Below are 24,982 nucleotides of genomic sequence, written 5' to 3' on the forward strand. Positions count from 1 at the left end.
CGGGACTTAGAATTGACTCTGTCAAAGTCTGCCCGAAAGCGCATAGATTCATACTTATCTTGTTGCAGTGTATGAATCAGCGATTGAAATCATTCATCACGTTCAGGAAAGGTTCCTTCAGCCAAGTTTCTGTGGCATCTGCCGCCTTCTTAACACTATCGACGATGTCTGGTATTTCTTCCTTGTGGAAGCGCTGAAGAACATAGTCTACAACAGGCTGCTGACTGACCGGACGGCCAATGCCGAGTCGCATACGCTTGAATTCTTTTGTACCTAAATGCGCAATCAAAGAACGGATCCCATTATGACCCCCATGACCGCCTTTTTCCCGCAGTCGTACTTTTCCTGCTGGTAAATCCAAATCATCATAAATGACAACGAGATCCTCAAGATCTACATTATAATAATCCATTAGCGGACGAACGGCTTCACCTGATAGGTTCATGAAAGTTATAGGCTTTACCAAAATTACCTTTTCCCCATTTATCAAGCCGGTCGCATATACACTATTGAATTTTTTATTTGTTAACGGCAAATTGTGCCGATGCACTAATTCATCAATTGCAATGAACCCTATATTATGCCGTGTCTGATCATATTTCTGACCCGGATTCCCAAGTCCAACAATCATTTTCATATTTATAAACGCCCTTTACTCATAATCCATTCCAAAAAAACTATACCTTAACAGAAAATAAAATACAAGAAAACCGAAAAGCGGAAGAAACCGGTTAGAAACGGAGAAGTAAGGGAGAAAGCCCGGAGTGAGGCGTATTTTCCTTACGCAGGGATTTATCACTTACGGCGCAGTTTCTGGTTTCTGAAGCTAGACACCACCGAAAAGCGGAGAAGAACGGTTAGAAACGTAAGGATAGGTGAGAAAGCCCGGAATGAGATGCTTTTTCTCATGCAGGGATTTATCGCCTATACCGCAGTTTCTGTTCTTCGCAGCTAGACAAAACCGAAAAGCGGAGAAGAACGGTTAGAAACGGAGGGATAGGTGTATTCACCGTTAACACCCCACTGCTATTCTCCTTCTCCGACAGTAAGGATAAATCCTTCATTCCTGCACAAAAAGCACATCAAGGATGCTTGCTTTCCATCCTTGACATGCTTTGCCTATACTTTCTATCATATCCTTTGCCTGTAAGGAATAATCCTACTTCATTAAAACTTTACACTTTTTTCAAATTGTTTCACCATTGTAAAAAGTAATAAAGCAATAAAGGCAATCGTTGTAACGAGTACAGCTGCAATAGGCATAGTACCCTTTCCCGTACTCAGTAGCTCTGTTGCCAGGTTGAGGAGATTTGAAGGCAAATAAATGGCTATATCAGGTATTACTGTCGACAAGAGAGCGATACTAGCCAGTATTAAGATAGATATGCCAGCTACTCCTCCACTGCGACGAAGAAACGTACTAACAAACAACGTGACTGTTATAACTAGCACAATCCATAAACAATAAATCACAAAGCTTTTCCATACGGAACTAAGCGACACATCAGAAAAAAGGATGTTTGTATAATACCATGCGGCTCCATAGGAGATTGTAAAGGCACCAAGATGAAGCATTACAAGCATCGTCCACTTACTGAATATATAGGTGGCAGTATTTACAGGTCTGGAGAACAGCTGCATAAGAGAGCCGTTATTTCTCTCCTGTACAATTACATTCATACACGCAAGCACAATAATTGCCGTTCCAATCGTATGTAGCTGAGACAAAGTCCCTGCCAGAACTTCAGCACCGCTAGGGATTGGAAGTTCAATTACTGCTCCTGGCGGCAGACTATTAGAATTCTCCAAAATTGTTGGCATAAAATATAAACTGATTGGCTGAAGAAGTGTCACTAACAGGATGACAGCAGGCAGCCAAACCAGCTTCTTTTCTCTCCAAGCCTCTACCCATTCTTTATGAAACAGCACATTGAATCTCTTCAACCTTCCATCACCTCTATGTAATGTTCTTCTAAGGTTTTTTCTTCTGCCCCGAAATACCTGACTCCTATGTCTTGCTGGATACATTTTTGCAGTAGCATATTGGGCGTAACATTATGCCGCAATGTTCCGATGATCTTCCTTGATTCCTTTATATCTATCTCTTCATAAAGCTCCAGCAATCCTTCAATCTGTAAAGATTCTAATGTTTCCAAGCGATAGCGTTCTCTTAGCCGATTCCCCTTCCATTCCTTCATGTCTTCATAGGATATACTTTGACCTGATTTCATAATTAATGCCTTATCACATATCTGTTCCGCATCATGCAGTACATGTGTAGAAAATAGAATAGCCATATCCTTTTTCAAATCCTCCAATATATCCATGACATCAATTCTTCCAGCTGGGTCAAGAGCGGATACAGGTTCATCAAGCAAAAGAATTTTCGGCTCATGCATGATTGCTTGCGCTAAGCCGAGACGCTGTTTCATCCCTCCAGAGAAAGCTCCTATCTTCTGTTTCTGTGCTCCTAACAATCCTGTCATTTCCAATACACGCAAGCTTCGTTCTTTTATAGTTCGTTTAGTCATCCCAGATAATGTTCCAGCTAAAATGAGATATTCTTTAGGGTACATCCAATCGAAGAAGGTGGGATATTGAGGCAGAAATCCAATTTTATCTTTGTTAAGTACTTTGTTATCACTCATTATCAACCCAGCAGTTGGTGTGATTAATCCAGCCAGCATATGTAAAGTTGTTGTCTTACCCGCTCCATTTGGTCCTAAAAGCGCAATACACTCATTTTCCCTCAACTGAAGACTTAGGTTTTTTACCGCGACATGTTTTCCGTATCGTTTCGTCAATCCTTGTGCTTCTAAAATAGTCATTTATATGCATCCTTTCTTTGCCCAATCACGAAATAAAGGATAGGTCCGATGATACTGATACAGAAAATAATTACTATCCAGACCCATTTGGGTCCCAGCGTTTCTTCTGCTCGAATACAACTGATCAATGCAATAATGAGTAAAAGAAACTGGATCACGATAACAGGCAACAACAATGTCACAATGTTCTCCATCTTCAGTACCTCCTTTTATCTTTACGAATGATAAATACATAATATAAAAGAAGCGGTGTAGGAAACTGAATCAGTCCGACAATCCCCCATGCCCATGCATGAGTACCTCTTCTTTTTGCATCCATGTACAACCAGATTCCTTGTGCCAGCAATATAGGAATTGCTAAGATAATAATTTTCAGTTCATTCGAAGATATCATGTGACCCTTCCTTTGCTTCTTTCAACTAGTAATAGGATGACAACAGCAATAATTGAAATGAGCTGCATAATGTAGAAAGCCCAAGTGATATGCACGGCCATAAGCATGTACAAGGATAGCAACACACATGCTAGAATGATGAACCTGCATAGTTCTCTGCGCATTCTTTCTCGATATCTCTTCTCACCCGAGCTTATCTGCTGCTGCATCTCATCCGTTTCAGGAACATCAATATGTAATTTTGCATCCATTTCATCCCAGGTTTCGTCCATCTTCTTCATCCATTCATCTTGTTTCATCTGACCACTCCTCTCTTAATTTCTTTAACGCATAATGAATACGGGACTTTACTGTCCCTTTTCTTAATTTTGTCATTGCACTAATTTCCTCAATTGAATAACCATAATAATGACGAAGCAATATTAACGTCCTAGTTTCTATAGATAACGATGCAAACAGATCCAGATGCAATGACCAATCCATATTGCCTTGTTCTAATTCCCATTTCATTTTTCGTTTTTCATTCTCCGTCAGCTGCAGTTGTCTTTTCCTATCTCGCTTACTTTTCCGTTGTTCATCCAAATATAAGCGAGTTGCGATAGATATAAGCCATGTAGAAAATTTAGATTGATAACGAAATTTCGGCAAATTGATATATGCCCGAATCATCGTTTCCTGCAGCAAGTCTTCTGTCATTTCTTTATTCATCGTGAGTTTAAAAAGATAACGATATAAGAACGTATAATATTGCTGGAAAAGCTGACTGAAAGCCGATTTGTCTTGTTTGGCATTTTCAATCGATATGGTTTCCGCTGATTCCTCCATCTCACTCCCCCTTCCTTCTCTGACTATATGACGTTTTAGGAATTTGAATGGTTCAATCAAAATAAAAAAAAGCTGTGCCTTTTCAGGCACAGCTTTTTGTAATCACTTAATCTTCTTTATCGTTCTTAGATCCTTCTTCGATTGCTTCTACATCATCCGCGTCACCAGTAGTTGTATCATCTGTTTCAATCTCTGCAGTAGGTGCAGTGACTGTAGCGATTGTTGTATCAGCATCCGTTAGGATTTCATAAGAACCATCTGTTGGCAGGTCGCCAACACTGATGCTGTCACCGACTTCAAGTTTGGAGACATCGACTGTAATCTGATCTGGAATGTCGTTCGGTTTTGCACTGATTTCCAAATCATATAGTGGCTGCTGAAGAACGCCGCCTTCACTAGAACCAGGTGCTTCACCTTCAAGCTGAATCGGCACTTCTACATTACGCGCTTCGGACATATTTACTACATAAAAGTCCGCGTGCACTAGACTACCTTTCAAAGAATCTGTTTGATAGTCATGCAGCATGACATCTACTGTATCGCCTTTAACATCAAGGGAAATAATTGCGTTTTTCCCTTGATCACGAACAGTTTTCAGTAAGTCAACGCTATCTACCGCGACACTTACAGGATCTTTGCCATTTCCGTACACGACTGCTGGAATGATACCTTCTTCACGCAGTCCTCTAATATAAGATTTAGTATTGTTTTCTCGTTTGTCTGCTTTAAGTTTTACTGCCATCGTAATCACCCTCCATAGTTTTTAGGCGTCTACAAAGTATGATTCCCTTACGATTCCAGTATTAAACATTAATCAATCAAACAGGATACTTACAGATTGCTGTTCGTGAATACGAATAATTGCTTCACCGAACAATGGCGCAACAGAAAGCTGCGTGATATTTTCAATTTGCTTCTCTTTTGGAAGAGGAATTGAGTTTGTCACAACAAGCTCTTTTATTTGTGAATTTTGGATTCGCTCGATTGCCGGTCCGGATAGAACTGGATGAGAACATGCTGCGTATACTTCTGTCGCACCTTTTTCTCTCAATGCATTAGCAGCTAGCGTCAATGTTCCAGCTGTATCAATGATATCATCGATGATGATTGCAGTTTTGCCTTTGATCTCTCCGATGATGTTCATCACTTCTGCCACGTTTGGACGAGGGCGGCGTTTGTCGATGATTGCAATTGGCGCTTTCAAACGATCTGCCATACGGCGAGCACGGACTACACCGCCGTGGTCAGGAGATACAACGACGATATCTTCCAAGTTCTTTTTCTCGAAATAATCGGATAGAATTGGAACACCTACCAAGTGGTCGATCGGAATATCGAAGAAACCTTGGATCTGCGGTGCATGCAAGTCCAATGCCAAGACACGTGTAGCTCCGGCAGTCTGCAGGATATCAGCGATCAGTTTGCTTGTAATTGGTTCACGGGCACGGGCTTTACGATCCTGACGTGCATAACCGTAATAAGGCATGATGATGTTAATTGTTTTAGCTGATGCACGTTTTAATGCATCAATCATGATGAGCAGCTCCATCATATGCTGATTGACAGGTGCACTAGTAGACTGGACAACATAAACGTCACAGCCGCGGATACTTTCTTCGATATTGATCTGGATTTCGCCATCGCTAAAGTGGGAAACAGTGATTTTACCCAGTTCTACGCCAATGTGGTCTGCAATTGACTTAGCTAACTCCGGATTAGAATTCAAAGAAAAAACTTTTAACGATGGATCATTATAAGGCATGTCGAGTAACCCTCCAAAATTATTTATTCTTTAGATAAGAATTTTTGTTTTCTTGTCTTGCTCTGGCAATCGATAAAGCATCAGCTGGTACATCTTTTGTTATGGTCGAGCCTGCTGCCACAAGGGCACCTTCGCCGACCGTTACTGGTGCAATCAGGTTCGCATTACAACCGATAAAGGCATTGTCCTCAATCTTCGTCAGATGTTTATTCTTTCCGTCATAGTTCACTGTTATTGTACCACAACCGACATTAACATCTTTACCAACTTCAGCATCACCGATATAGCTAAGATGAGAAACTTTACTTCCCTCACCGATAGACGCTTTCTTCACTTCGACGAAGTTTCCGATCTTCACATTATCTCCAAGCTGTGCTTGAGGGCGAATATGAGCGAATGGTCCAATATTGACATCATTTCCGATTTCACTGTCATGTGCTAAACTTTGCTTCACAACTGTGCGGCTGCCGATTGTGACATCCTTCACTTCTGAGTTCGGACCAATGATGGCATCTTCTTTGATAACTGTCTTTCCAAGAATCATCGTGTTTGGCAAAATTGTTACATCCTGCTCGATAACCGCATCTGTACTGATATACGTTGAATCAGGGTCAATGATTGTTACGCCATTACGCATATGCTGTTCATTGACACGACGCTTCATAATCTGTTCTGCTTGAGAAAGAGCTACCCGATCGTTTACACCCATTGTTTCGTCAAAATCAGGTGTCTGATAAGCGGTTACAAGCTTGTTATCTTTTTTCAACAGCTCAAGTACATCCGGAAGATAATACTCACCTTGGGCATTATCATTCGATACATTATGCAATGCTTGGAATAATAGCTTATTATCAAAGCAGTATGTCCCTGTATTGATTTCATCCACGAGAAGCTCTTGGGCATTCGCATCTTTATGCTCTACAATACGCAGAACCTCTCCAGAGTCATTGCGAATGACACGGCCATATCCTGCTGGGTCCGGCGCTTTTGCAGTCAATACTGTTGCACTCGCTCCTTGCTGTTCGTGATGATTAAGCAATGCTTGAATCGTTTGGCCTGTAATAAGAGGCGTATCTCCGCTTAAAACGACAGTAACACCCTCATTGTCTTTCAAGAACTCTTCCGCTTGCAGAACCGCATGTCCTGTACCAAGCTGTTCCTCTTGAAGGGCATATTCACTCACATCTCCAAGTTGGGCTTTTACGTCTTCTGCTCCGTGCCCGACAATGGTAATTAATTTATCTAATTGTAAAGAATTCAACTGGTCAGTAACATGCTGTACCATTGGTTTACCCATAACAGGATGCAGCACTTTGTACAGCTTCGATTTCATCCTGGTGCCTTTCCCGGCAGCAAGGATGACTGCATATCGGTTTGACATGCGAACCCTCCATTCTTTTTATCCTCTGTAAATATATCTTAAAATAATTGTCATTTCAACAGGCGCAGCGCTCGAATTCAAGTAATTCGAGACGTTTTTTTCTCCAATCAACTGGATTGTGAGCATAAAAATAACAGCTATCCCATATGTTAGAACAGCTGTTAATTTTACCTTTATAGAAGATGACGTCATTGTCATCTATTGAGCTCATATCAAGAAGCGCCAGCGGCTTCCTCATACTCCACTTCTATTTCTTCTCCTGCACGATGATATTCCTGCAGCACAGCATCCTGTATCTTGCTCCGGGTACCAGAGTTGATTGGATGCGCTACATCGCGGAATTCACCGTCTGGTGTACGTTTGGAAGGCATAGCGACAAACAAGCCGTTATTCCCTTCGATGACACGAATATCGTGTACAACAAACTCTTGATCCATTGTAATAGAAGCGATAGCACGCATTCTTCCCTCGGTATTAACGCGGCGTAATCTTACGTCAGTAACTTCCATTATGCTTCACCACCCTTACCTTATTTAGAACTTATTACCAGTAATTCTACATAAAGCTGGAAACTCCTGCTCCCAATAGAACTTTTTTAAAAATAAATCGGTAAGGTGGAAAAGCCGGATTAGTTAAAGTAATTACCTTTTTGTACTTCGACCCGCTGATTACGTACATCAACGTTTTGGATCTTAATTAATGACGTGTAATCTTCTACTACACGTTCTTCTTCTTCGTCCTCTGCTTCAGCCAATACGCCTATAGCAGTAACATTTGCATTGAATTCCTGCAAAAGACTCTTCATTCCGTTTATGGTTCCGCCTGCTTTCATGAAGTCATCCACAATACAGACATTGGCTTGATCCGGGATACTGCGCTTGGACAAAACCATCGTCTGAATTTTCCTGGATGAACCAGAAACGTAATTCACACTCACTGTCGAACCCTCTGTCACCTTCGGGTCTCGTCTAACAATGACAACGGGGACATTCAAATATGCAGCAGCTGCATAAGCAATCGGAATACCCTTTGTAGCGACAGTAACCACTACATCAATTTCACGGTCATGGAATGCCGTTGCAAAAAGACGACCGATCTTATTAACTGTTGCTGGTTCTCCGAGTATATCGCTCATGAATAGATATCCCCCAGGAAGAAGCCTGTCCGAATCTGCCAGCTTTCTGCATAGCTCATCAATGAAAGCAGCACTGTTCTCCTTGGAGTATACCGGGATGTAGCGAACACCACCAGCAGCGCCGGATACAGATTGCAAGTACCCAATACCTTCATGTTGGAACATATCATTTATAATCGACAAATCCTCGCTGACGGAGGATTTGGCAGCAGCGTACGTCGTCGAGAAATATGGCAAAGACACCAATTGTTGCGGATGATCCATTAAATAATTCGTCATCGCAACCAAACGTTCACTTCTTTTCATCTCTACACCTCAAAACCGAATGTTATTGTTAGATAATAACATTCTCGTACGGATTTAATCAAGCTCCGTTCGCCCTCCGAGCATCCGTACAACATACACTTGTTCACAGAATCCTCTTAAGCTGTTGTAGATCCGATAAGCGCGGCTCTCCTGGGATACGAGAGAGAAGACAGTCGGTCCGCTTCCGCTCATCAGTACCGCATCAGCTCCTGCTTCAACCATTTGCTGTTTAATTTGTTTTACTTCCGGACAAAGTTTAAGCGTAACTGGCTCGAGTACATTACCCACCTTGTCACAGATTGATTGAAAATCGCCTTGCTCAATAGCTTCGACCATTCCCTCTGTATCAGGATGCTGTATATGATCGATTTTTAACTGCTGATAGATCGTCTGGGTGGATACACCAATTCCCGGATTAGCAAGTACAACCCAGCAAGCCGGCGGAGCTGGAAGCTCCTTAATCTTTTCTCCACGTCCAGTTGATAATGCTGTAGAACCGTATACACAGAAGGATACATCCGAACCAATTTTCGCACCGAGCTCAGCCAGCGTATCCAAGGATAGCTGCAGATTCCATAGTGTATTCAGACCGCGCAGTACTGCCGCTGCATCACTGCTTCCTCCAGCAAGCCCAGCTGCGACCGGTATCTGTTTGTCTATGTATATCTTGACACCTTTTTTGATATTATATGTATCCTTGATCAATTGCGCCGCACGGTAGGCAAGATTACGCTCATCGTTCGGAACAAAACGATTGTCCGATTCGATTTCGATCTTGTTCTCCTGTAACACGATTAACTCTATCCGGTCTGCCAGGTCGATCGTTGTCATAACCATCTCTACCTCATGATAGCCATCCGGGCGTTTATACAGTACGTCCAACGAAAGATTGATCTTAGCTGGCGCCTTTTCGAGCAAATACATGTCATGTCACCTACTTTAGTTGAATTTCTCCAAAATTGTATCATAAAAAGGAAGTACAGGCTATTCTGCCTAAAAAGAAGAAGCCCTCCTCTTCATAAAAAAAGAAGGGCTTCACTTTATTGCTTATCGCGCATCGACTGTTCGGCCATGGCAATGGCATACTTGACCATGTTCCCGGCGTCGCGGGAACGAATGCCGCCCCAGCCTTCCTTTTGTACGGTGTCGTAAAATCCAAGTTCCTTTGCAATTTCCTCTTTTAGTGCATCAGACATGATTCCTCTTCTTCTGCCCAAAGAAAACAGCTCCCTTCAGAGATTATCACGACATCCTTATTTTCTGCCCAAGACCGTACGCTATGCCTGTCAGATGTTTGCAAATAAGACAAAATAAAAAGCAGGGGACTAAGCCCCCGCTTTCATTTATGCGTTATTTCGCAATTTCGTTTAAATCATCCGTATCAAAATCTAATTCGACTGTTTCGGTTAAGACATCTGCATAGCTATAGGAGACACGCTCAAACGCATTTTCATCTTGATCAAGTTCTACGATGAATACAGCTGGATACGTTTCCGCAAGTACTCCGCAACGTTCGATGGTTTTCTTTCTCCCACCATTAGCTTTCAATTTTAAACGTTTACCAATTTGTCCTTCGAGACCCTGCTTAATTTCCACTAATGTTTTAGCCACTGCACTCCACCTCACTGATCTAATCATAGCATATTTTAGGTATAGAGTCAAATAAAACTTTTTATTATAACAGCATACCAATTTTGATGTCAATGAAAAGATTAAATGTTTCTTATTTCACTTTATTCTTTCAAATCCATACAAAATTATGCATCAGTGGTAAATTTACGATAAGGCAAGGGTCTAGGCGTCTTCTTTCTCCTCGTCTGGATCCACGAAAGGCAACCCTGTCCGAAGCAGGCCGCGAGTTTCAATTCCACCAAGGCCGCGTTCTCCTGTCAGTGTATTTCGGAGTGCATCCCATACGCCCACTTTTTCCATAAACGGCGTGAATGCGATTTTGGCAACAATATAAACCGGGTCCAAGGCATGGATATTAATCCTGCTTGGAGAGCTTGCAAAATTCGCCCCTGCACGTATCAAAGATTCAAAATGAGATTGGCAAGCGCCAGCAAAGATGATTAATTGATCTAGATGCGGATACAAGCGACGCGCCTCTCTTACCGTTTCGACGAAATACTGGGAATTTCGATAGGCACGGATATCCTGCTTATCTCCTTTGTTTTTCTGAAAGGCATCATGTCCTGTAATGACAATAATATCTGGCTGAATCTTTTCCAATAGGGAAGCAATTTGAAGTGGCATTTCTTTTTCATTCAGGTGGACACCATGTACTTGGATGCCGAAGCGCTGATAAAAATCGATGCACTTTTTTAAATATGTCTTATCTCCATCTATGTGGAGTACCTTTGCAGGAATCTGGAAGTAATTTGGGCTATGCTGATAACCTGAGGTTGATTCATAATCCCGCTTATCCTTCATCAGCAGGTAATCCTGGCGAAAGAGGCGGTAGGAGTAATCTTCTTTATCCTGCCATGTTTTCTTGCGTTTCGTTATTTCACGTGTTCCAGTCTTTACAAGGTCATCCTTGGGGGCGTCTGCGATGAGTCGCATATCTTCTCCATGCAAGATGACCTTATTGGCTGTAAAGCTGGATACACGGAACATTAAATCGTGCTGATATGATATTCTAGTGACGATATCACCAATCGCCAAATCCATTCCGTTCACCTCACCCACCAAAGCTTTCTCCTACAGCGTATGATGGATGGGCAAAAATGTTCAGCCTTTAGCTGTAAAGGTATTCGCTAAAGCAGCGAATTCCTCCATCGAAAGCGATTCTCCTCTTCTTGTGCCATCGATTTCAGCTTCGTTCATGATTTCTTCGAGCTCGTCTTTAGAAAAACGAGAAGAAAAATGCCTATTCAGATTGTTACGCAATGTTTTTCGTCGCTGGCCGAATGATGCTTGAATCAGGTCGAAGAAGAATTTCTCATCCTCTACATGAACTGGGGGCTCACTGCGTACTGCTAGATGAAGAACAGCCGAATCAACATTTGGCTGCGGCATGAACGCTGTTTTCGGTACAGTCATCACGACGGCAGCTTCTGTATAATATTGAACTGCCAGCGATAAGGAACCATAGCTTTTCGTATTTGGAGAAGCGGCCATGCGGTCAGCTACTTCTTTTTGGATCATGACCGTTATGCTGGAAATCGGCAGATTCCGCGTAAGCAGATTCATCAATATCGGTGTTGTAATATAATATGGCAGGTTTGCGACGATTTTTACTTTTTGGTCGCCGAAATACTGCTGTAGCTCCTGCTCGACATCTGCCTTCAAAATATCCTCGTTTACGACTTTAACATTGTCATATGGTGAGAGTGTGTCCTCCAGGATAGGCAATAGACGCTGATCTATCTCAAAAGCCAATACTTTATTTGCTGCGATAGCTAGCTGCTCTGTCAATGCACCCATCCCTGGTCCAATTTCAATCGCACCAACATCTTCTGTTACTCCTGCATGATGGATGATATTCCTCAGGATATTTGTATCAATCAGGAAATTCTGCCCGAGGCTTTTCTTGAAGGAGAAATTATATTTCTTAAGCAGTTCCTTCGTCCTTGTCGGTGTGGAAATATGCCGTTCATTCGTCATTGTCTTCCTCCTGTATAATTTGCTGCATCGTTTCGACAAACAATTGCTCTGGTATCCGGAACATAGCAAGCCGTTTGAGAAGCTGCTTGCCATTTGTATGGCCGATAGACAGTCTTTCTCCAAGCTTTTCCCGCCGCTGTTTGGCTCTTGGTCCGCCAAGGAGACCGTATGCTATAACAGCTTCCCTGGAGATTTCCGGTTCGTACATCTCGCTCATCTCATACACTTGCTCCAAGGCTGTCCGAATTGACTCAGCTGAAGCGTGCTCAATACCTATTCCTTTGTTATTACGTGCACGCGCTTTATCCTTTGACAGGAACGCATGCTTACATCCAGGCACTGCCTGGGAGACAATATGACGAATACGCTCACCGGGATAATCAGGATCAGTAAATATGATTACGCCTCGCTTCGCTTGTGCATGTCTTATTTGTTCAATGATACCAGCATGTATAGCAGATCCGTTTGTCTCAATTGTATCCGCCTGGATCGCCTGATTTATCTTAGCTGTATCGTCTTTACCTTCAACAACAATCACTTCTTTAATTTGCACGTTATACCCTCTATAATTTGATTTGATATAGTCTTTCTGCATTTCGCATTGTCAGCTCTGCCAATTCCTCGTACCCAATGCCTCGCAGCTCAGCAATCTGTTCAGCTACAAGCTTCACATAAGCAGGTTCATTGCGTTTGCCACGGTTAGGATGCGGTGCCAGATACGGACAATCTGTTTCAATCAGCAGCCGATCTGCGGGTACCATTTTCGCTACTTCCTTCGGTGCCTTAGCATTTTTGAAAGTGACAGGCCCGCCTAGGGAAATATAGAAGTTCATGTCCAGAAACTCCTGCACAAGATCCGCTTCATCACTATAGCAATGCATGATGCCTCCGACTTCAGCTGCATTTTCTTCCTTCAAAATCGGAATGATGTCCTGTGTTGCTTCCCGATTATGAATGATAATCGGCAGCTTAACGCGTTTAGCCAGCTGAATCTGCTTTCGCAGCACATCCTTCTGAATATCCTTTGGTGACTTGTCCCAGTGATAATCCAGACCCATTTCGCCAATCGCCACAACTTTTGGATGTGACGAAAGCTCCTCAATCCGATCAAGATCAGCATCTGTCATATCAATCGCATCAACAGGATGCCAGCCGATTGCTGCATAGACGAAATCGTATTTCTCCGCAAGCTCGATCGCCGAGGTGATTCCTTCCTCATCACAGCCAATAACTACAAGACGGGATACGCCCGCATCCTTTGCCCGCTGCAGCATCTCTTCACGGTCTTCAGCAAACTGCTTATCATTAATATGAGCATGTGTATCAAATAACATAGCATGATGTCCTTTCTATCTGTTAAAAAAGGAAAAACGCTTGCGTGCAAGCGTCTCCCCCTTGTTTATTATTTTACGATTGATCCATTTGGCAAATTCTGCTCCACTGTTGCCAGCGCAAGCTTGCCGTCTGCACTTTCACCGGACAGAATCATCCCTTCGGACATCTCCCCGCGAAGTTTAACCGGCTTCAGATTTACCACACAAAGCACTTTCTTGCCGACAAGCTCTTCTGGTGTATAATGCTCTGCAATACCAGAAATAACCTGACGCTTCTCTGTTCCCAAATCAAGCTGGATCTTCAATAGCTTATCTGCTTTCTTCACTTTGTCAGCAGCAATAACCTCCGCCACGCGGAACTCCAGCTTCGCAAAGTCCTCATACTGCACTTCCGGAAGTGAAGCCGCTTCCTGCTCCTTTTTCGGCTGTGCTTTTTTCTCTGGTTCAGGAATTTTCATCATGTTCTTAATTGCTTCCACTTCTACCTTTGCATCCAGACGAGGGAAGATCGGTCCTTCTTTCTTCACTTGACGACCTGTTTTTACTTCTGTTGTCAGAAGCGTATCCCAGTCTTGGCTTGCTTCTTCTACACCAAGCTGCGCAAAGATCTTAGCTGGTGTTTCCACAAGGAATGGGCGAAGCAAAATGGCTACTTGGCGCAGCACTTCTGCCAGGTGAGCAAGCACGTTTCCAAGACGATCCGCTTGGGCTTCGTCTTTTGCCAGCACCCAAGGCTTCGTTTCATCGATATATTTATTTGCTCGGCTGACTAGCTGCCAAATTTTCGCAAGAACAACGGAAAACTCCATGTTCTCCATTCCGTCTTCTACTTCCTTGACAGTTTGTTTCGCCATTTCTTCGAGCGCCTGCTCGAATTCCGTCTCTCCAGTAACATAAGCTGGCACAATATCTTCTTTGTATTGGCTGATCATAGCTACTGTACGGTTCAGCAAGTTGCCAAGGTCATTTGCCAGGTCAAAGTTCGTACGATCGACGAAACCTTCCGGTGTGAACACACCGTCTGCACCGAATGGCACTTCACGAAGCAAGTAGTAGCGAAGCGGGTCAAGACCATAGCGATCCTTCAGATCAACCGGGCTCACGACATTTCCTTTTGATTTACTCATCTTGCCGTCTTTCATTAGAATCCAGCCGTGTGCGAAGACTTTCTTCGGCAGCGGCAGATCCAATGCCATTAGCATGATCGGCCAGTAAATTGTATGGAAACGGACAATTTCTTTACTCATCAGATGAACATCCGCCGGCCAGTATTTCTGATAAAGACTATCATCTTCAGAACCATATCCAAGTGCCGTAATATAATTGGATAGCGCATCAATCCATACATAAATAACATGCTTCGGATTCTCAAGCACTTTTGGTCCCCATTCAAATGATGTACGGGAAACTGCCAAGTCTTCCAAACCAGGCTTGATGAAGTTGTTAATCATTTCATTCTTCCGGCTCACAGGCTGGATGAATTCAGGATTTTCTTCATAATACTTCAGCAGGCGGTCAGCATACTTGCTAGTCCGCAAGAAATAAGATTCCTCTTTTACGCGATCGACCGGGCCGCCGCAGTCCGGACATCTGCCATCGTCCAGTTGTGTTTCCGTGAAAAAGGATTCACAGGAAGTACAGTACCAGCCTTCGTATTGATCCAGGTAAATATCATCCTGTTCCAATAGTCTAGAGAAGATTTTCTGTACCGTTTCCTTATGACGCGGTTCAGTTGTGCGGATGAAATCTGTATTAGTAATCTCAAGCGTCTTCCATAAAGCTTTAATATCTTTTACGATATTGTCCACATATTGCTGTGGTGTTACACCTTGCTCTTCTGCTTTGCGCTGGATTTTCTGACCATGCTCATCCGTACCTGTCAAATACGCGACATCATATCCGCGCAGACGCTTATAGCGAGCCATCGCATCACCGGCTACTGTCGTATAGGCATGACCGATGTGCAATTTGCCACTCGGATAATAGATTGGCGTTGTAATATAAAACGTTTTATTCTCTTTCTGCATCTGCTTACCCTCCATTAAGAAAAAAGCCCACCTGCGTGAGCTACTCGTATCGCTATTACACTTATCTCTATTGTAGCGACTTTCCGACATAAATTCCAATCCAGCAGAAATTTTTTTCTTTCCTGATGCGACATAAAAATAAGCACATATACGTATTTCTATGGTAATAATCCGACACATTAAGCGAATGTGTCGAATTCTGTCGAGTATTCGACAGAACTCTCCTATCATCTTTCTATTTAAATATCCCTATTTAATTCACTCTTTTTACATATACAACCATTATAATAGTATTAAATACCCAATATATTCCCTTTCTTCTGTTTTTGCTACCAGCAACATGCTAATCTTCAATATTTTTGAATTGACACTTATGTAAATCACTGGTACGATAATCAATAGTTAAATTGTCGAATAATGACGAATAAACATATATAAACACCCGAGAGGAGAAACATTATATGAAATCAACAGGTATTGTACGTAAAGTCGACGAATTGGGAAGAGTTGTTATTCCAATCGAATTGCGTCGTACACTAGGAATCAATGAGAAAGATGCTTTGGAAATCTACGTAGATGATGACCGCATCATCCTTAAAAAATACAAACCGAACATGACTTGCCATATTACTGGTGAGATCTCCGATGACAACTTGTCTTTGGCTAACGGTAAACTAGTTCTTAGCCGCGAAGGTGCAGAAGAGCTAATCAACGAAATCCAAACACGTTTGAACAAATAATAAAAAACCGCTCCGGTTGGAGCGGTTTTTCTTTTTACTCAACATGATAAGCTTGATACACGTCTCGTTTAGGAAGCTGACGATCTACAGATACTTGCTTGATCGCTTGCTTTGAGGGCAATTCTTCATTTTCTATATACCAATCGACATGCTCTTGCACACTCATGTCCTGCCAAAAAGTCTGAACTTCTTCAAACTGCTCTGATTCTGAAGCTCCTTCTACTACAAGGCAGAACTCACCTCTCACTGTTTCAGAGGAAGCCCATTCCTTAGCTTCTTGTATAGTTCCTCGCAGAAACTCTTCATAGCGCTTTGTCAGCTCTCTGCCAAGCGCTATTCTTCTGTTCCCAAAAGCCTCGTCCAAGGCAGTGAGTGTTTCCTTCAAGCGGTGCGGACTTTCATAGAAAATCAGAGTTGCCGCCACTTTTCGCAGTTTCTCTAACTCCCCTGTTAGTTCCTTCTTCTTCCGAGGCAGGAATCCATAAAACTGATAAGCATCTGTGGAAAGACCTGACCCGACTAATGCGACAAGCGCCGCATTTGCACCAGGCAGTACGACGATCGGATAGTCAGCTGCTGCCGCTGCTTGAACCAATTCCTGACCCGGATCGCTAATAGCCGGCATACCAGCATCACTAACCAAACCAACATCTTTCCCCTCTTCCAGCAAATCGAGAAGCATCTGCTCTCGCGCTTTCCTATTGTGCTCGTGGTAACTGATTAGCGGTGTCGGAATCTCAAAATGGTTGAACAGTTTCTTCGTATTCCGTGTATCCTCTGCTGCGACAGTATGTACTTGTTTTAAAGTTTCCAATGCTCTTAACGTAATATCCTGCAGATTGCCAATTGGCGTTGGAATAATGAACAGCGTGCCTGTCTGATGTTCTTCAAAGCTTTTCTGTGATTGCATACGATTTTCCTCCTTCCTGGACAAGAGCCCATTTTCGATGCTTCGGAAGCTGTTTGATTCTGTATTCCTCCCGCAGAGCAGCTTGCCTTGAGTCAAAAAAACGGATATAAACAAGGATGAATGGACCCCTGCCTTTTGTATATTTTGCCCCTTTACCGGTGGCATGCTGCTTTAAACGTTTCGCGAGTGCATTTGTGTATCCAGTATACAGACTTCCGTCCTTGCACTTCAGCATATAGACCATATGCTCACTTGCTGCCATACAGGATTTCCTCTAATTCTTCTGTATATCCTCCAGCTTCCTTGTGAGAATATAGCGGCGGAAGAATCTTCAAACCAGGATTGCCATTGCGAATCCCCTCTATCAGGAGGATATTAGCCTCTTTCCCAGGCTTCGGATAGACAAGCCGCATCCGTTTTGGTTCGATTTTCTGTGCCCGCATACTTGTGACAATATCGAGCAAGCGATCCGGACGATGAACAAGGCTAACCTTTCCACCTGGTTTTACGAGTTTACGGCATGCTAGAATAACATCATCCAACGTACACATAATTTCATGACGCGCAATGGTCAAGTGTTCATTTAAATTCTGCTCGTTTTTGCTAGGAGTCTTGAAATAAGGAGGGTTACATGTAATTGCATCAAAAGGACCATTTCCTAAAACAGCTGGCATCTCTTTCAGATCACCATGTATCATCTCCACTTGATCCTCCAACCCATTCAGCGCAACATTCCGCACTGCCATATCATAAAGACGCTCCTGAATCTCGACACCTGTTACCTGCGCTTTTGTTCTTTTGCTGAGCAATAAAGGAATCACAGCATTACCGGAGCATAAATCCAATATTCTTCCTTTTGAAATTGGGATTGCTGCAAAATCAGCCAGGAGTACTGCATCCAATGAAAAGGCAAATACAGTCGGGCTCTGAATAATGCGCATGTTTTCATCAGCAAGCAAATAATCCAGCCGCTCATCCCCTTTTAATTCCACCATACACTTAATTCCCTTCTTGTTTTTTTACAAAAAAGGACCTTCCCTACTAATTGTAAGAAAGGCCGCCACATCATTTATTCTTATTCAAGAACGTCAAACAGAACAAGCAATCTTCATTACGTCTCGGACTGCCGAAATGCACATTACAGATATGGAAACCTTCTTCATATAAACGCGCCAGGTTATCATATCCTTCGCCAATCTGCGCATCCTTGGACGGTGAGCCAATGCTTCCGGCTTTCTGTTCCTGTTCAGCTTGGCCATCTAGACGATTGCGCAGGTGATGGTTTTCTACCGTCAGACGGTTATTCTCTTCCAATAACTCCGCTACATGACCCTTTACATCGCCCAGCTGCTTATACAGCTGTCCGATTTGCTCTTCCATCTGTGTGACATGCTCCAGTATTTCCTTCTTGTTCACCGTCTCTCCACCCCATTATTCCATGGCTTGCGTTGAGATAACTCCTTCTTCGATCAGTTCATCTAAGGTATACTCAATAACCCGTTCCTTTTCCGGCACTTCAATCTGAATCAACCGTTCCAAAATGTTCAAGCCGACTACCTTACCCGATCCGTAAGAAGTCCGAATCGCTTCACCCAAATCCGGAAGCTCACGTTTCGCCTCTTCATACTCATCATTTTCATACTTCAGACAGCACATCAGCCGTCCGCATAGACCGGAAATCTTCGCTGGATTCAACGATAGATTCTGATCCTTCGCCATCTTGATTGATACCGGCTCAAAATCACCCAGGAAAGTGGAGCAGCAAAGCATTCTGCCACAAGGACCAATACCGCCTAGCAGCTTCGCTTCATCTCGCACCCCAATTTGTCTAAGTTCTATTCTAGTCTTGAAGACTGCAGCCAGATCCTTCACCAGGTTCCGGAAATCGACCCGGCCGTCTGCTGTGAAGTAAAAGATGACTTTATTTCGATCGAAGGTATATTCGACTTCGACCAGGTTCATGTCAAGCTTATGCTCTCGAATCTTCTTCTCACAAACCTTATGTGCCTGCGCAGCGTTCTCTGTATTTTCCGCCACGGTAAATTTATCTTTGTCTGTTGCGATACGAATTACCTTTTTCAGAGGAAGGACGACATCCTCTTCATCCACTTGCTTATCTGCAAGCACAACTCGTCCGAATTCTACGCCGCGAACAGTCTCTACAATAACATAATCGTCCAAAGCAACCGAAAGTTTGCCCGGATCGAAGTAATAAATTTTACCCGCCTTTTTAAAACGGACACCAATGACTTGCATCTACCCATTCACCTCTGCATCTGAAGTGTCAATTTTTCCATAACAAGTGCAGGATGGACATTCTGGTCTAATTGGCGTTTCGCTTCCATAACGGACTGCAAGCTATCAGTAGCTCGCTGCCTCGTCCAATGGCGAAGGCTGTTCTCAAGCCTGTCTTTCTCCTGTATATAGATAATGGAATCCGGCCTGTCAGCATAAAGATAGATAATGTCTTTAAACCACAATAATAGCAGATGTAACGCCAGCTGCTGCAGCTCGCGATCCTTCATCACAGGCATCCATTGACTATGGATAAACAAAAGCGCTTCGTTAGGCCTGGTTTCCAGCACTTCTACTAATTGTACCACTAGTTTTCGCGCTTTAGCAAACCACTCTTGACCGGAAATCTCCATTGCTTCCTCATAATTCTGCGTCAGCTGGGACAAAAGTCGGGCTGAAGATTGCGGAAGACCTTCCGAAATCAGCAATTCCTCGAACTGTCCTGCATGCAAAGGCTGCAGTGCGAGGATCTGACACCTGGATTGAATTGTCTGAAGTAATGCTTGGCTATTTTCCGTCAATAGGATTGCTGTTGTATGAGCACCAGGTTCCTCTAGAAACTTGAGTAGGCGATTGGATGCATTGGCTGTCATCTTATCTGCGTCTTCCATTACGTATACCTTGCGATCGGATTCCATACCAGTATAGGAAAATTCCTTTTGCAGCTGGAGAATCTGATCGTTTTTTATAGAGGCACCATCTGGTACAATCCAATGGAGATCCGGATGGTTGCCAGAATCGATGCGGCGGCAATCCTTACATGCATTGCAAGGCTCTGCGTCCTTGCGGTTCTTACAAAAGATACTCTTGGCAAACAAGCGGCTCAATGCCGATTTGCCAGTTCCACGCGATCCTTGGAATATGTAGGCATGAGAAATACGATCGCGTTTCAGGCTGTTGACGAGCATTTTACTGACAACAGGCTGTTTTGTAGACATTTCAGCCCAATTTAACATAACGTTCTTCCTTTATTAGTTACTTCACGTGTAAAGATTGAAAAGGAGCCCTTTGATCTCTCCGATCAAACCGAGAACACCGATTTGCTGCTTCTCCTGATCCATCAGAATTTCCGTCAGCTCCATCAGCTTCTCATCGATCAGCCGCACAGTCGTGAGCTTCCTGGACCCATGCTGGTTCCAGGAATGCTCATGGTGCAGTTCCATCCCATTGTCCTTTACATCTTCCATGAACTTCTTAATCTTGCGTTTATACAAAGCAAGCTCCCGGAACGAACGCGTACGCGCGAGCCGTTCTCCTTGCTTGGTAATGTCCGTGATCAGCTGCTGCAGTTCCTGTACCTGCAGTTTCCTGCTTTGGGACTGCACCAGATCCTGGAACCTTTTCGGCTCAGCTGGTGCCTGTGTCGTATTCTTACGTGCAGCATCGAGCTGTGCACGTAAATCAGGACCGATTTTCAACGGTATTGTCTCCTTTGTTTAGAACTTTATAAAGGAATCGACAGGAAGCACGAAAACAGTAGCTCCGCCAACCTCTACTTTAACAGGGTTCGGGATATAGGAATCCGCATTGCCTCCCATTGGAGATATCGGCGCCACCATCTGATTGCGCTGACTGCAGTTGTCCTTGATAATATCTAGCACATCATCGACTTGATCATCCTCACAACCAACCATAAGCGTCGTATTCCCTGCTTTCAGAAAGCCACCTGTAGTGGATAGCTTAGTCGTCTTGAAATTCTGATCTCCGAGTGCATCTGTCAATCTGTTGCTGTCTTTATCCTGAATAATTGCTAATACTAGTTTCATCTTATTTCCTCCTCCATGTCTTTTCCATCACTTTTCTTTATCTTGCAAAAAAGCCATGATCGCTTGCACAGCATTTTCAGCTACGTCAGCAAGCGGTTTGGAAGCATCTAGTGTCACATAGCGGTCCTTGTATTGTTCCCGAAGAATCTGATACCCTTCATAGACACTTTCATGGAAGGATAATGCTTCTAAGTCCAATCGATTCTGTTCTCTACCTTTATTCTCCGAAATTCGTGCTAATCCTGCTTTTGGTGAAATATCAAAGAATAATGTCAAATCCGGCATGGTAGTTTCAACAGCAAATCGATTGATCTCCATCACTTCCTCCATCCCAAGACCGCGTGTATAGCCCTGATAAGCCAAGCTGCTATCCACAAAACGATCGCATAGTACGATCATTCCCTTTTTCAGCGCCGGCCACACCTTTTCAACCAGATGCTGTCTTCTGGCAGCTGCATAAAGCAGTGCTTCTGTACGGCCATCCATGCTAGTATTGGCTGGATCCAGAATGACTGCACGGATTGCCTCCGCTATCTCGATCCCGCCCGGCTCACGTGTGGCAAGTACCTGATAGCCTTGTTCTTCTAAACGAGCTGTTAAAAGCGGTACCGCAGACGTCTTGCCCGCCCCTTCTCCGCCCTCCAGCGTAATAAACAATCCTGTCAAAATAATTCTCCTTCGTTTGTGCCTCTATACGTAAGCATCCCTTCTTCGATATGTTCATTTTGAAAAGAGATGCTGCTATTCTTCCACAATTGTATCATTTCCACATGCTGTTTTGTAACGATTTCTCCTTTTGCCAGTACCGGTATACCTGGCGGATAAGGAATAATTGATTCTGCTGCAATACAGCCGACAGCCTCGTCCCAATTTATAAAGACTGGCTGCTGCTCTTCCATCTCTGCATAACTTACAGCAAGCTCCTGTATCGGTTCAGAGAAAAGATGAGCTGCTTGGACAGGGCTGATAGATGCTGGTTCCTTCATATCTTCTATAGCTGTTCTGACACGATCCAAATTGTCTTCTGATAGTATTTCTAATCCATGGACAAGCAAAATATGCCGATCAGTTACTAATTCTGGATAGATACCGGATGACTCCAGCATATTAGCAAGCTGTCTCGGCTGATAACCCTGCCCTACACGTAAAACGATTTTTAGCCAGTCACCATCCTGGCTCTCCACTTCCCATAAATCCGACGCAGAAAGCAGTTTACGAAAAGCTTCAACAGCAGTATAAAGCTTATTCATATCCTCCGCTGTACGAGTAGCTAAGTACTTCCTGGCTGTATCAAGTGAGGCAAGCAGCAAATAAGACGGACTGCTTGACTGCAGCATCCGCAAGTAACGATCAATAGAAGCGATGGAGATAATCTCGCTGTTCAGATGAAGATAGGAACTCATCGTGAACGCTGGCGCCATTTTATGAGCGGACTGGACGACAACATCTGCTCCAGCCTCTAAAGCGCTTAAAGGGAGTGTCTTGGCGGTCTTTAAATGAACCCCATGGGCTTCATCCACTAAAACAGGTACCCTGCTCGCATGTGCCATCTCAACGATTTCTTTCAAATCAAATACCGAACCGAAATAGTCCGGATACGTTAATATAAGTGCTTTTGCCACCGGATACCTTTGAATTGCCTTTTGTATCGTATCCTTCCTGGGGTGAGTATATCTCTCTTTCTCTTTATCATATGCAGGCGCCAGAAAAACGGGCTTTGCTCCAGCGAGCTCCAATCCGTTCAGTATCGATTTATGACAGTTGCGCTGCACGAGAACTATTTCATTTCTTTTGATGCTTCCGAGAATCATTGCTACATTTCCAACTGTACTTCCACTGACTAGGAAACGCGTATGCTTTGCGCCAAAATAAGACGCAGCTAGTTCTTGTGCTTCTGCTATAACCCCTTCAGGAGCATGAAGATCATCCAGCCCCGTTAGTTCCGTCTGATCGAGTAATGCAGCGGTTCGAAAGAATGATTCCTCTTCAAAAAGCTTTCCATGTTTATGCCCTGGTACATGGAACGATATTGGATCTTGTTTAGCGAACTGTACTAACTTATCATATAGCGGCGTATCTAACTGATTCATCTCATTCTTCCTTTGAGCTTTTTCACTTATTATACGCACACATATAAAAAGAAAAAAGCCTAGCTTAGGCTTTAGTGAAATGTCATTTGGTTCAGGTTACGAAGTTTCTTCACAAAATAGTGATATTGAACTTCCTTCGGTTCTGTCTGGACGATTTTCTGTTCACATTCTCTGCAGATAAATAAGCGATAAAGATGTATACCTTCTTGTTTTTCTTGGTCACAAATACCGCATAAGCATTTTTTGCTCAACATTCTCCACCTCCGTTAGGTTAGTTTCTCCTAAACTAACGAACATCATACCTGCTAATCTTGTAATCTAAGTTTATGTTCAACTTACAGAGATGTTGTTTGTACGGTTTGTACGTATTGACGTTGTCATATGAGGTTCTGATTCCCTTTTATAAACTATAGGAGAATAGGAAACTTGCTAATAAAAACTGCAACAGGCAGCGCAGATGGACAAGCAGGTTGGGACTATCCGAAAAAGTCTTTTCAAAAAGGCTGATTTTTTTTACACTAAAGTAGAACATACGTTCGTTTTTGGTTGAAAGGGGGAACATAATGATGTGCAGCAAGGAGAAACCCGAACAAGGAAAATTTCATCCAAATGCAGCCTTGATGCAAGGATTCCTGAAAGATGAACAGCACCGCGTTGTTTACGAACAAGCAGAACGTTATCCTTCCGAGGCAAACCTGCAAAAGCTTAATGCTGCTTTTCAGCAATTTTATACAGAAATACAATTAACCAATTATCTTACGATGACACTTAGCTATTATGCGAGAAATTACAGCAAACAAGCAGCTGTACTTCAAGGCAGAGAATTAACAGTCCTTGATCAGCCAGCAAGCGAAGAGCAAGAAACAAGTAAAAAGGAGATGCTCGTAGCCAAGGAAGATCAGACTGTGTACAGCTGGGAACAGGCCATTCATGATCCAGCTCTCTTAACTGCTATTCAGGACTTGCCTACTAAACAGAAACAACATTTAGAGCTGCATTTTATCCATCAGCTGACTCATACTGAAATTGCTGAGAAACTGGACATCTCCCAGCAAGCTGTTTCAAAGTCAATTCAATCTGCACTTAGGAAACTCCGTTCAGTCTTGCCGGAAGGAGACGCGCCATGACGACAGAAACCATTATTTCTATGATCGGTAACCTTGGCTTTCCTATAGTAGTCTCATTTTATTTGCTCATACGTCTTGAGCAGAACATTAAGCGCCTGGAGCAAACACTGCAGGCGCTAATAGAGCAGATTCAAAAAGGAGGAAACTAAAATTGAACACATTACTTGAACTTACAATTAAAGCAAAGGCTGAAGATAAGGCAGCACTGGAAACTATGCTTATCCGATTTCAGCCAAAGATCCGGAAACTGAGCAGTTCTGCACCATATGCATGGAAAGAAGACATGGAGCAGGAGCTGTATATCCAGCTAATCAAAGCCATTCATCGATTTGAAATTCAAGAGGTGGAGCCTCAGTGGAATTTCTCTCATCAATTTCATTCCGCAATATAAAAAATCCCTGATCCTAATTGGATCAGGGATTTCATCTTGCCTGGCAACGTCCTACTCTCGCA

At 43.2% G+C, this 24,982-nt stretch carries 35 protein-coding genes; 4 read left to right on the plus strand and 31 right to left on the minus strand.

All coding sequences use genetic code 11. From position 1 onward, the window contains the following. Positions 1-76 precede the first annotated feature (76 nt). The 20 genes from pth to metG form a co-directional block, all read right to left on the minus strand. Entirely contained in the window at positions 77-637 is a 561-nt protein-coding gene (gene pth / locus AE2B122_RS18450; protein WP_095220761.1) for an aminoacyl-tRNA hydrolase, read from the minus strand. A 530-nt stretch (positions 638-1,167) separates the two neighbouring features. Then, entirely contained in the window at positions 1,168-1,944 is a 777-nt protein-coding gene (locus AE2B122_RS18455) for an ABC transporter permease (RefSeq protein ID WP_095220760.1), read from the minus strand. After that, positions 1,941-2,828 carry an ABC transporter ATP-binding protein gene (locus AE2B122_RS18460; RefSeq protein ID WP_095272868.1) on the minus strand — a complete coding sequence of 296 codons (888 nt, stop codon included), beginning with the start codon at positions 2,826-2,828 and terminating at the stop codon, positions 1,941-1,943. The genes AE2B122_RS18455 and AE2B122_RS18460 overlap by 4 nt, the downstream gene beginning before the upstream one ends. Next, positions 2,825-3,022 carry a PLDc N-terminal domain-containing protein gene (locus tag AE2B122_RS18465; protein WP_095220758.1) on the minus strand — a complete coding sequence of 66 codons (198 nt, stop codon included), beginning with the start codon at positions 3,020-3,022 and terminating at the stop codon, positions 2,825-2,827. The genes AE2B122_RS18460 and AE2B122_RS18465 overlap by 4 nt, the downstream gene beginning before the upstream one ends. 2 nt (positions 3,023-3,024) lie before the next feature. Continuing rightward, positions 3,025-3,222, minus strand: coding sequence for a transcriptional regulator (locus tag AE2B122_RS18470; protein WP_371809692.1), 198 nt, complete (start codon positions 3,220-3,222; stop codon positions 3,025-3,027). Continuing rightward, positions 3,219-3,521, minus strand: coding sequence for a YxlC family protein (locus tag AE2B122_RS18475; RefSeq protein WP_175074981.1), 303 nt, complete (start codon positions 3,519-3,521; stop codon positions 3,219-3,221). Before AE2B122_RS18475 ends, AE2B122_RS18470 begins: the two co-directional genes overlap by 4 nt. Next, complete coding sequence (sigY, locus tag AE2B122_RS18480; protein ID WP_095220756.1) at positions 3,508-4,047, minus strand: RNA polymerase sigma factor SigY; 540 nt, start codon at positions 4,045-4,047, stop codon at positions 3,508-3,510. The genes AE2B122_RS18475 and sigY overlap by 14 nt, the downstream gene beginning before the upstream one ends. A 106-nt stretch (positions 4,048-4,153) precedes the next feature. Continuing rightward, a complete protein-coding gene (locus AE2B122_RS18485) occupies positions 4,154-4,789 on the minus strand; it encodes a 50S ribosomal protein L25/general stress protein Ctc (RefSeq protein WP_175074982.1) in 636 nt (211 codons plus the stop codon). Between the two features lie 72 nt (positions 4,790-4,861). Then, a complete protein-coding gene (locus AE2B122_RS18490; RefSeq protein WP_095220754.1) occupies positions 4,862-5,809 on the minus strand; it encodes a ribose-phosphate diphosphokinase in 948 nt (315 codons plus the stop codon). A gap of 19 nt (positions 5,810-5,828) precedes the next feature. Continuing rightward, positions 5,829-7,190, minus strand: a complete 1,362-nt coding sequence (gene glmU / locus AE2B122_RS18495) for a bifunctional UDP-N-acetylglucosamine diphosphorylase/glucosamine-1-phosphate N-acetyltransferase GlmU (protein ID WP_175074983.1) — start codon at positions 7,188-7,190, stop codon at positions 5,829-5,831. Between the two features lie 212 nt (positions 7,191-7,402). After that, a complete protein-coding gene (gene spoVG, locus AE2B122_RS18500) occupies positions 7,403-7,699 on the minus strand; it encodes a septation regulator SpoVG (RefSeq protein WP_038562451.1) in 297 nt (98 codons plus the stop codon). 119 nt (positions 7,700-7,818) lie between these two features. Next, entirely contained in the window at positions 7,819-8,631 is an 813-nt protein-coding gene (gene purR / locus AE2B122_RS18505) for a pur operon repressor (protein WP_095272865.1), read from the minus strand. 54 nt (positions 8,632-8,685) lie between these two features. Continuing rightward, a complete protein-coding gene (gene ispE / locus AE2B122_RS18510) occupies positions 8,686-9,555 on the minus strand; it encodes a 4-(cytidine 5'-diphospho)-2-C-methyl-D-erythritol kinase (RefSeq protein ID WP_175074984.1) in 870 nt (289 codons plus the stop codon). 116 nt (positions 9,556-9,671) lie between these two features. Beyond that, a complete protein-coding gene (locus tag AE2B122_RS18515) occupies positions 9,672-9,848 on the minus strand; it encodes a small, acid-soluble spore protein, alpha/beta type (RefSeq protein ID WP_038562461.1) in 177 nt (58 codons plus the stop codon). Positions 9,849-9,981: 133 nt separating this feature from the next. Further along, entirely contained in the window at positions 9,982-10,242 is a 261-nt protein-coding gene (gene veg / locus AE2B122_RS18520; RefSeq protein ID WP_038562465.1) for a biofilm formation stimulator Veg, read from the minus strand. Between the two features lie 183 nt (positions 10,243-10,425). Further along, positions 10,426-11,304, minus strand: a complete 879-nt coding sequence (gene yabG / locus AE2B122_RS18525; RefSeq protein WP_095220775.1) for a sporulation peptidase YabG — start codon at positions 11,302-11,304, stop codon at positions 10,426-10,428. A gap of 60 nt (positions 11,305-11,364) precedes the next feature. After that, a complete protein-coding gene (rsmA, locus tag AE2B122_RS18530) occupies positions 11,365-12,240 on the minus strand; it encodes a 16S rRNA (adenine(1518)-N(6)/adenine(1519)-N(6))-dimethyltransferase RsmA (protein ID WP_095220750.1) in 876 nt (291 codons plus the stop codon). Next, positions 12,230-12,793: a ribonuclease M5 gene (gene rnmV, locus AE2B122_RS18535; protein WP_095220749.1), complete on the minus strand. Its 564-nt coding sequence runs from the start codon at positions 12,791-12,793 to the stop codon at positions 12,230-12,232. Before rnmV ends, rsmA begins: the two co-directional genes overlap by 11 nt. Positions 12,794-12,803: 10 nt before the next feature. Further along, positions 12,804-13,574, minus strand: a complete 771-nt coding sequence (locus AE2B122_RS18540) for a TatD family hydrolase (RefSeq protein WP_175074985.1) — start codon at positions 13,572-13,574, stop codon at positions 12,804-12,806. A gap of 68 nt (positions 13,575-13,642) precedes the next feature. Then, the gene (gene metG, locus AE2B122_RS18545; protein WP_175074986.1) at positions 13,643-15,601 is read right to left on the minus strand and encodes a methionine--tRNA ligase; all 1,959 of its coding nucleotides are present in this window, start codon (positions 15,599-15,601) and stop codon (positions 13,643-13,645) included. A 461-nt stretch (positions 15,602-16,062) separates the two neighbouring features. Here metG and AE2B122_RS18550 point away from each other — a divergent pair, with 461 nt between their 5' ends. Further along, entirely contained in the window at positions 16,063-16,341 is a 279-nt protein-coding gene (locus AE2B122_RS18550; protein WP_038562480.1) for an AbrB/MazE/SpoVT family DNA-binding domain-containing protein, read from the plus strand. Between the two features lie 34 nt (positions 16,342-16,375). Here the strand turns inward: AE2B122_RS18550 and rsmI are convergent, their stop codons facing one another. From rsmI to AE2B122_RS18605, 11 genes are all read right to left on the minus strand, one after another. Beyond that, positions 16,376-17,251 (minus strand): 16S rRNA (cytidine(1402)-2'-O)-methyltransferase, encoded by an 876-nt coding sequence (rsmI, locus tag AE2B122_RS18555; RefSeq protein ID WP_175074987.1) that lies wholly within the window; start codon positions 17,249-17,251, stop codon positions 16,376-16,378. Further along, positions 17,229-17,513: a GIY-YIG nuclease family protein gene (locus AE2B122_RS18560; RefSeq protein ID WP_095220745.1), complete on the minus strand. Its 285-nt coding sequence runs from the start codon at positions 17,511-17,513 to the stop codon at positions 17,229-17,231. Before AE2B122_RS18560 ends, rsmI begins: the two co-directional genes overlap by 23 nt. Then, entirely contained in the window at positions 17,500-18,246 is a 747-nt protein-coding gene (locus tag AE2B122_RS18565) for a tRNA1(Val) (adenine(37)-N6)-methyltransferase (RefSeq protein WP_095272863.1), read from the minus strand. The genes AE2B122_RS18560 and AE2B122_RS18565 overlap by 14 nt, the downstream gene beginning before the upstream one ends. A 70-nt stretch (positions 18,247-18,316) precedes the next feature. Continuing rightward, a complete protein-coding gene (yabA, locus tag AE2B122_RS18570; RefSeq protein ID WP_095220743.1) occupies positions 18,317-18,667 on the minus strand; it encodes a DNA replication initiation control protein YabA in 351 nt (116 codons plus the stop codon). A gap of 15 nt (positions 18,668-18,682) precedes the next feature. After that, on the minus strand, positions 18,683-19,507 hold the full coding sequence (locus AE2B122_RS18575; RefSeq protein WP_095224685.1) for a stage 0 sporulation family protein: 825 nt from the start codon (positions 19,505-19,507) through the stop codon (positions 18,683-18,685). A gap of 8 nt (positions 19,508-19,515) precedes the next feature. Beyond that, the gene (gene holB, locus AE2B122_RS18580) at positions 19,516-20,502 is read right to left on the minus strand and encodes a DNA polymerase III subunit delta' (RefSeq protein ID WP_095220741.1); all 987 of its coding nucleotides are present in this window, start codon (positions 20,500-20,502) and stop codon (positions 19,516-19,518) included. Positions 20,503-20,526: 24 nt separating this feature from the next. Beyond that, on the minus strand, positions 20,527-20,964 hold the full coding sequence (locus tag AE2B122_RS18585; RefSeq protein WP_175074988.1) for a YaaR family protein: 438 nt from the start codon (positions 20,962-20,964) through the stop codon (positions 20,527-20,529). Positions 20,965-20,982: 18 nt separating this feature from the next. Next, positions 20,983-21,312, minus strand: coding sequence for a cyclic-di-AMP receptor (locus AE2B122_RS18590; RefSeq protein ID WP_038562504.1), 330 nt, complete (start codon positions 21,310-21,312; stop codon positions 20,983-20,985). Between the two features lie 27 nt (positions 21,313-21,339). Next, the gene (tmk, locus tag AE2B122_RS18595; protein WP_175074989.1) at positions 21,340-21,978 is read right to left on the minus strand and encodes a dTMP kinase; all 639 of its coding nucleotides are present in this window, start codon (positions 21,976-21,978) and stop codon (positions 21,340-21,342) included. Further along, positions 21,975-23,402, minus strand: coding sequence for an aminotransferase class I/II-fold pyridoxal phosphate-dependent enzyme (locus tag AE2B122_RS18600; RefSeq protein WP_175074990.1), 1,428 nt, complete (start codon positions 23,400-23,402; stop codon positions 21,975-21,977). Before AE2B122_RS18600 ends, tmk begins: the two co-directional genes overlap by 4 nt. A gap of 71 nt (positions 23,403-23,473) precedes the next feature. Next, positions 23,474-23,656 carry a sigma factor G inhibitor Gin gene (locus AE2B122_RS18605; RefSeq protein ID WP_038562512.1) on the minus strand — a complete coding sequence of 61 codons (183 nt, stop codon included), beginning with the start codon at positions 23,654-23,656 and terminating at the stop codon, positions 23,474-23,476. Positions 23,657-23,965: 309 nt separating this feature from the next. Here AE2B122_RS18605 and AE2B122_RS18610 point away from each other — a divergent pair, with 309 nt between their 5' ends. Genes AE2B122_RS18610 through AE2B122_RS18620 form a run of 3 tightly spaced genes read left to right on the plus strand, consistent with a single transcriptional unit; the run spans position 23,966 to position 24,920 of the window. Next, on the plus strand, positions 23,966-24,529 hold the full coding sequence (locus tag AE2B122_RS18610; RefSeq protein WP_175074991.1) for a sigma-70 family RNA polymerase sigma factor: 564 nt from the start codon (positions 23,966-23,968) through the stop codon (positions 24,527-24,529). Beyond that, positions 24,526-24,678, plus strand: a complete 153-nt coding sequence (locus tag AE2B122_RS18615) for a YvrJ family protein (RefSeq protein WP_084160723.1) — start codon at positions 24,526-24,528, stop codon at positions 24,676-24,678. Before AE2B122_RS18610 ends, AE2B122_RS18615 begins: the two co-directional genes overlap by 4 nt. 2 nt (positions 24,679-24,680) lie before the next feature. Next, positions 24,681-24,920, plus strand: coding sequence for a helix-turn-helix domain-containing protein (locus AE2B122_RS18620; protein WP_095220735.1), 240 nt, complete (start codon positions 24,681-24,683; stop codon positions 24,918-24,920). Positions 24,921-24,982: the final 62 nt, after the last annotated feature.

It is taken from the genome of Terribacillus sp. AE2B 122 (assembly GCF_902497585.1).
In the GTDB taxonomy this organism is placed as follows: Bacteria; Bacillota; Bacilli; order Bacillales; family Amphibacillaceae; genus Terribacillus; species Terribacillus saccharophilus_A.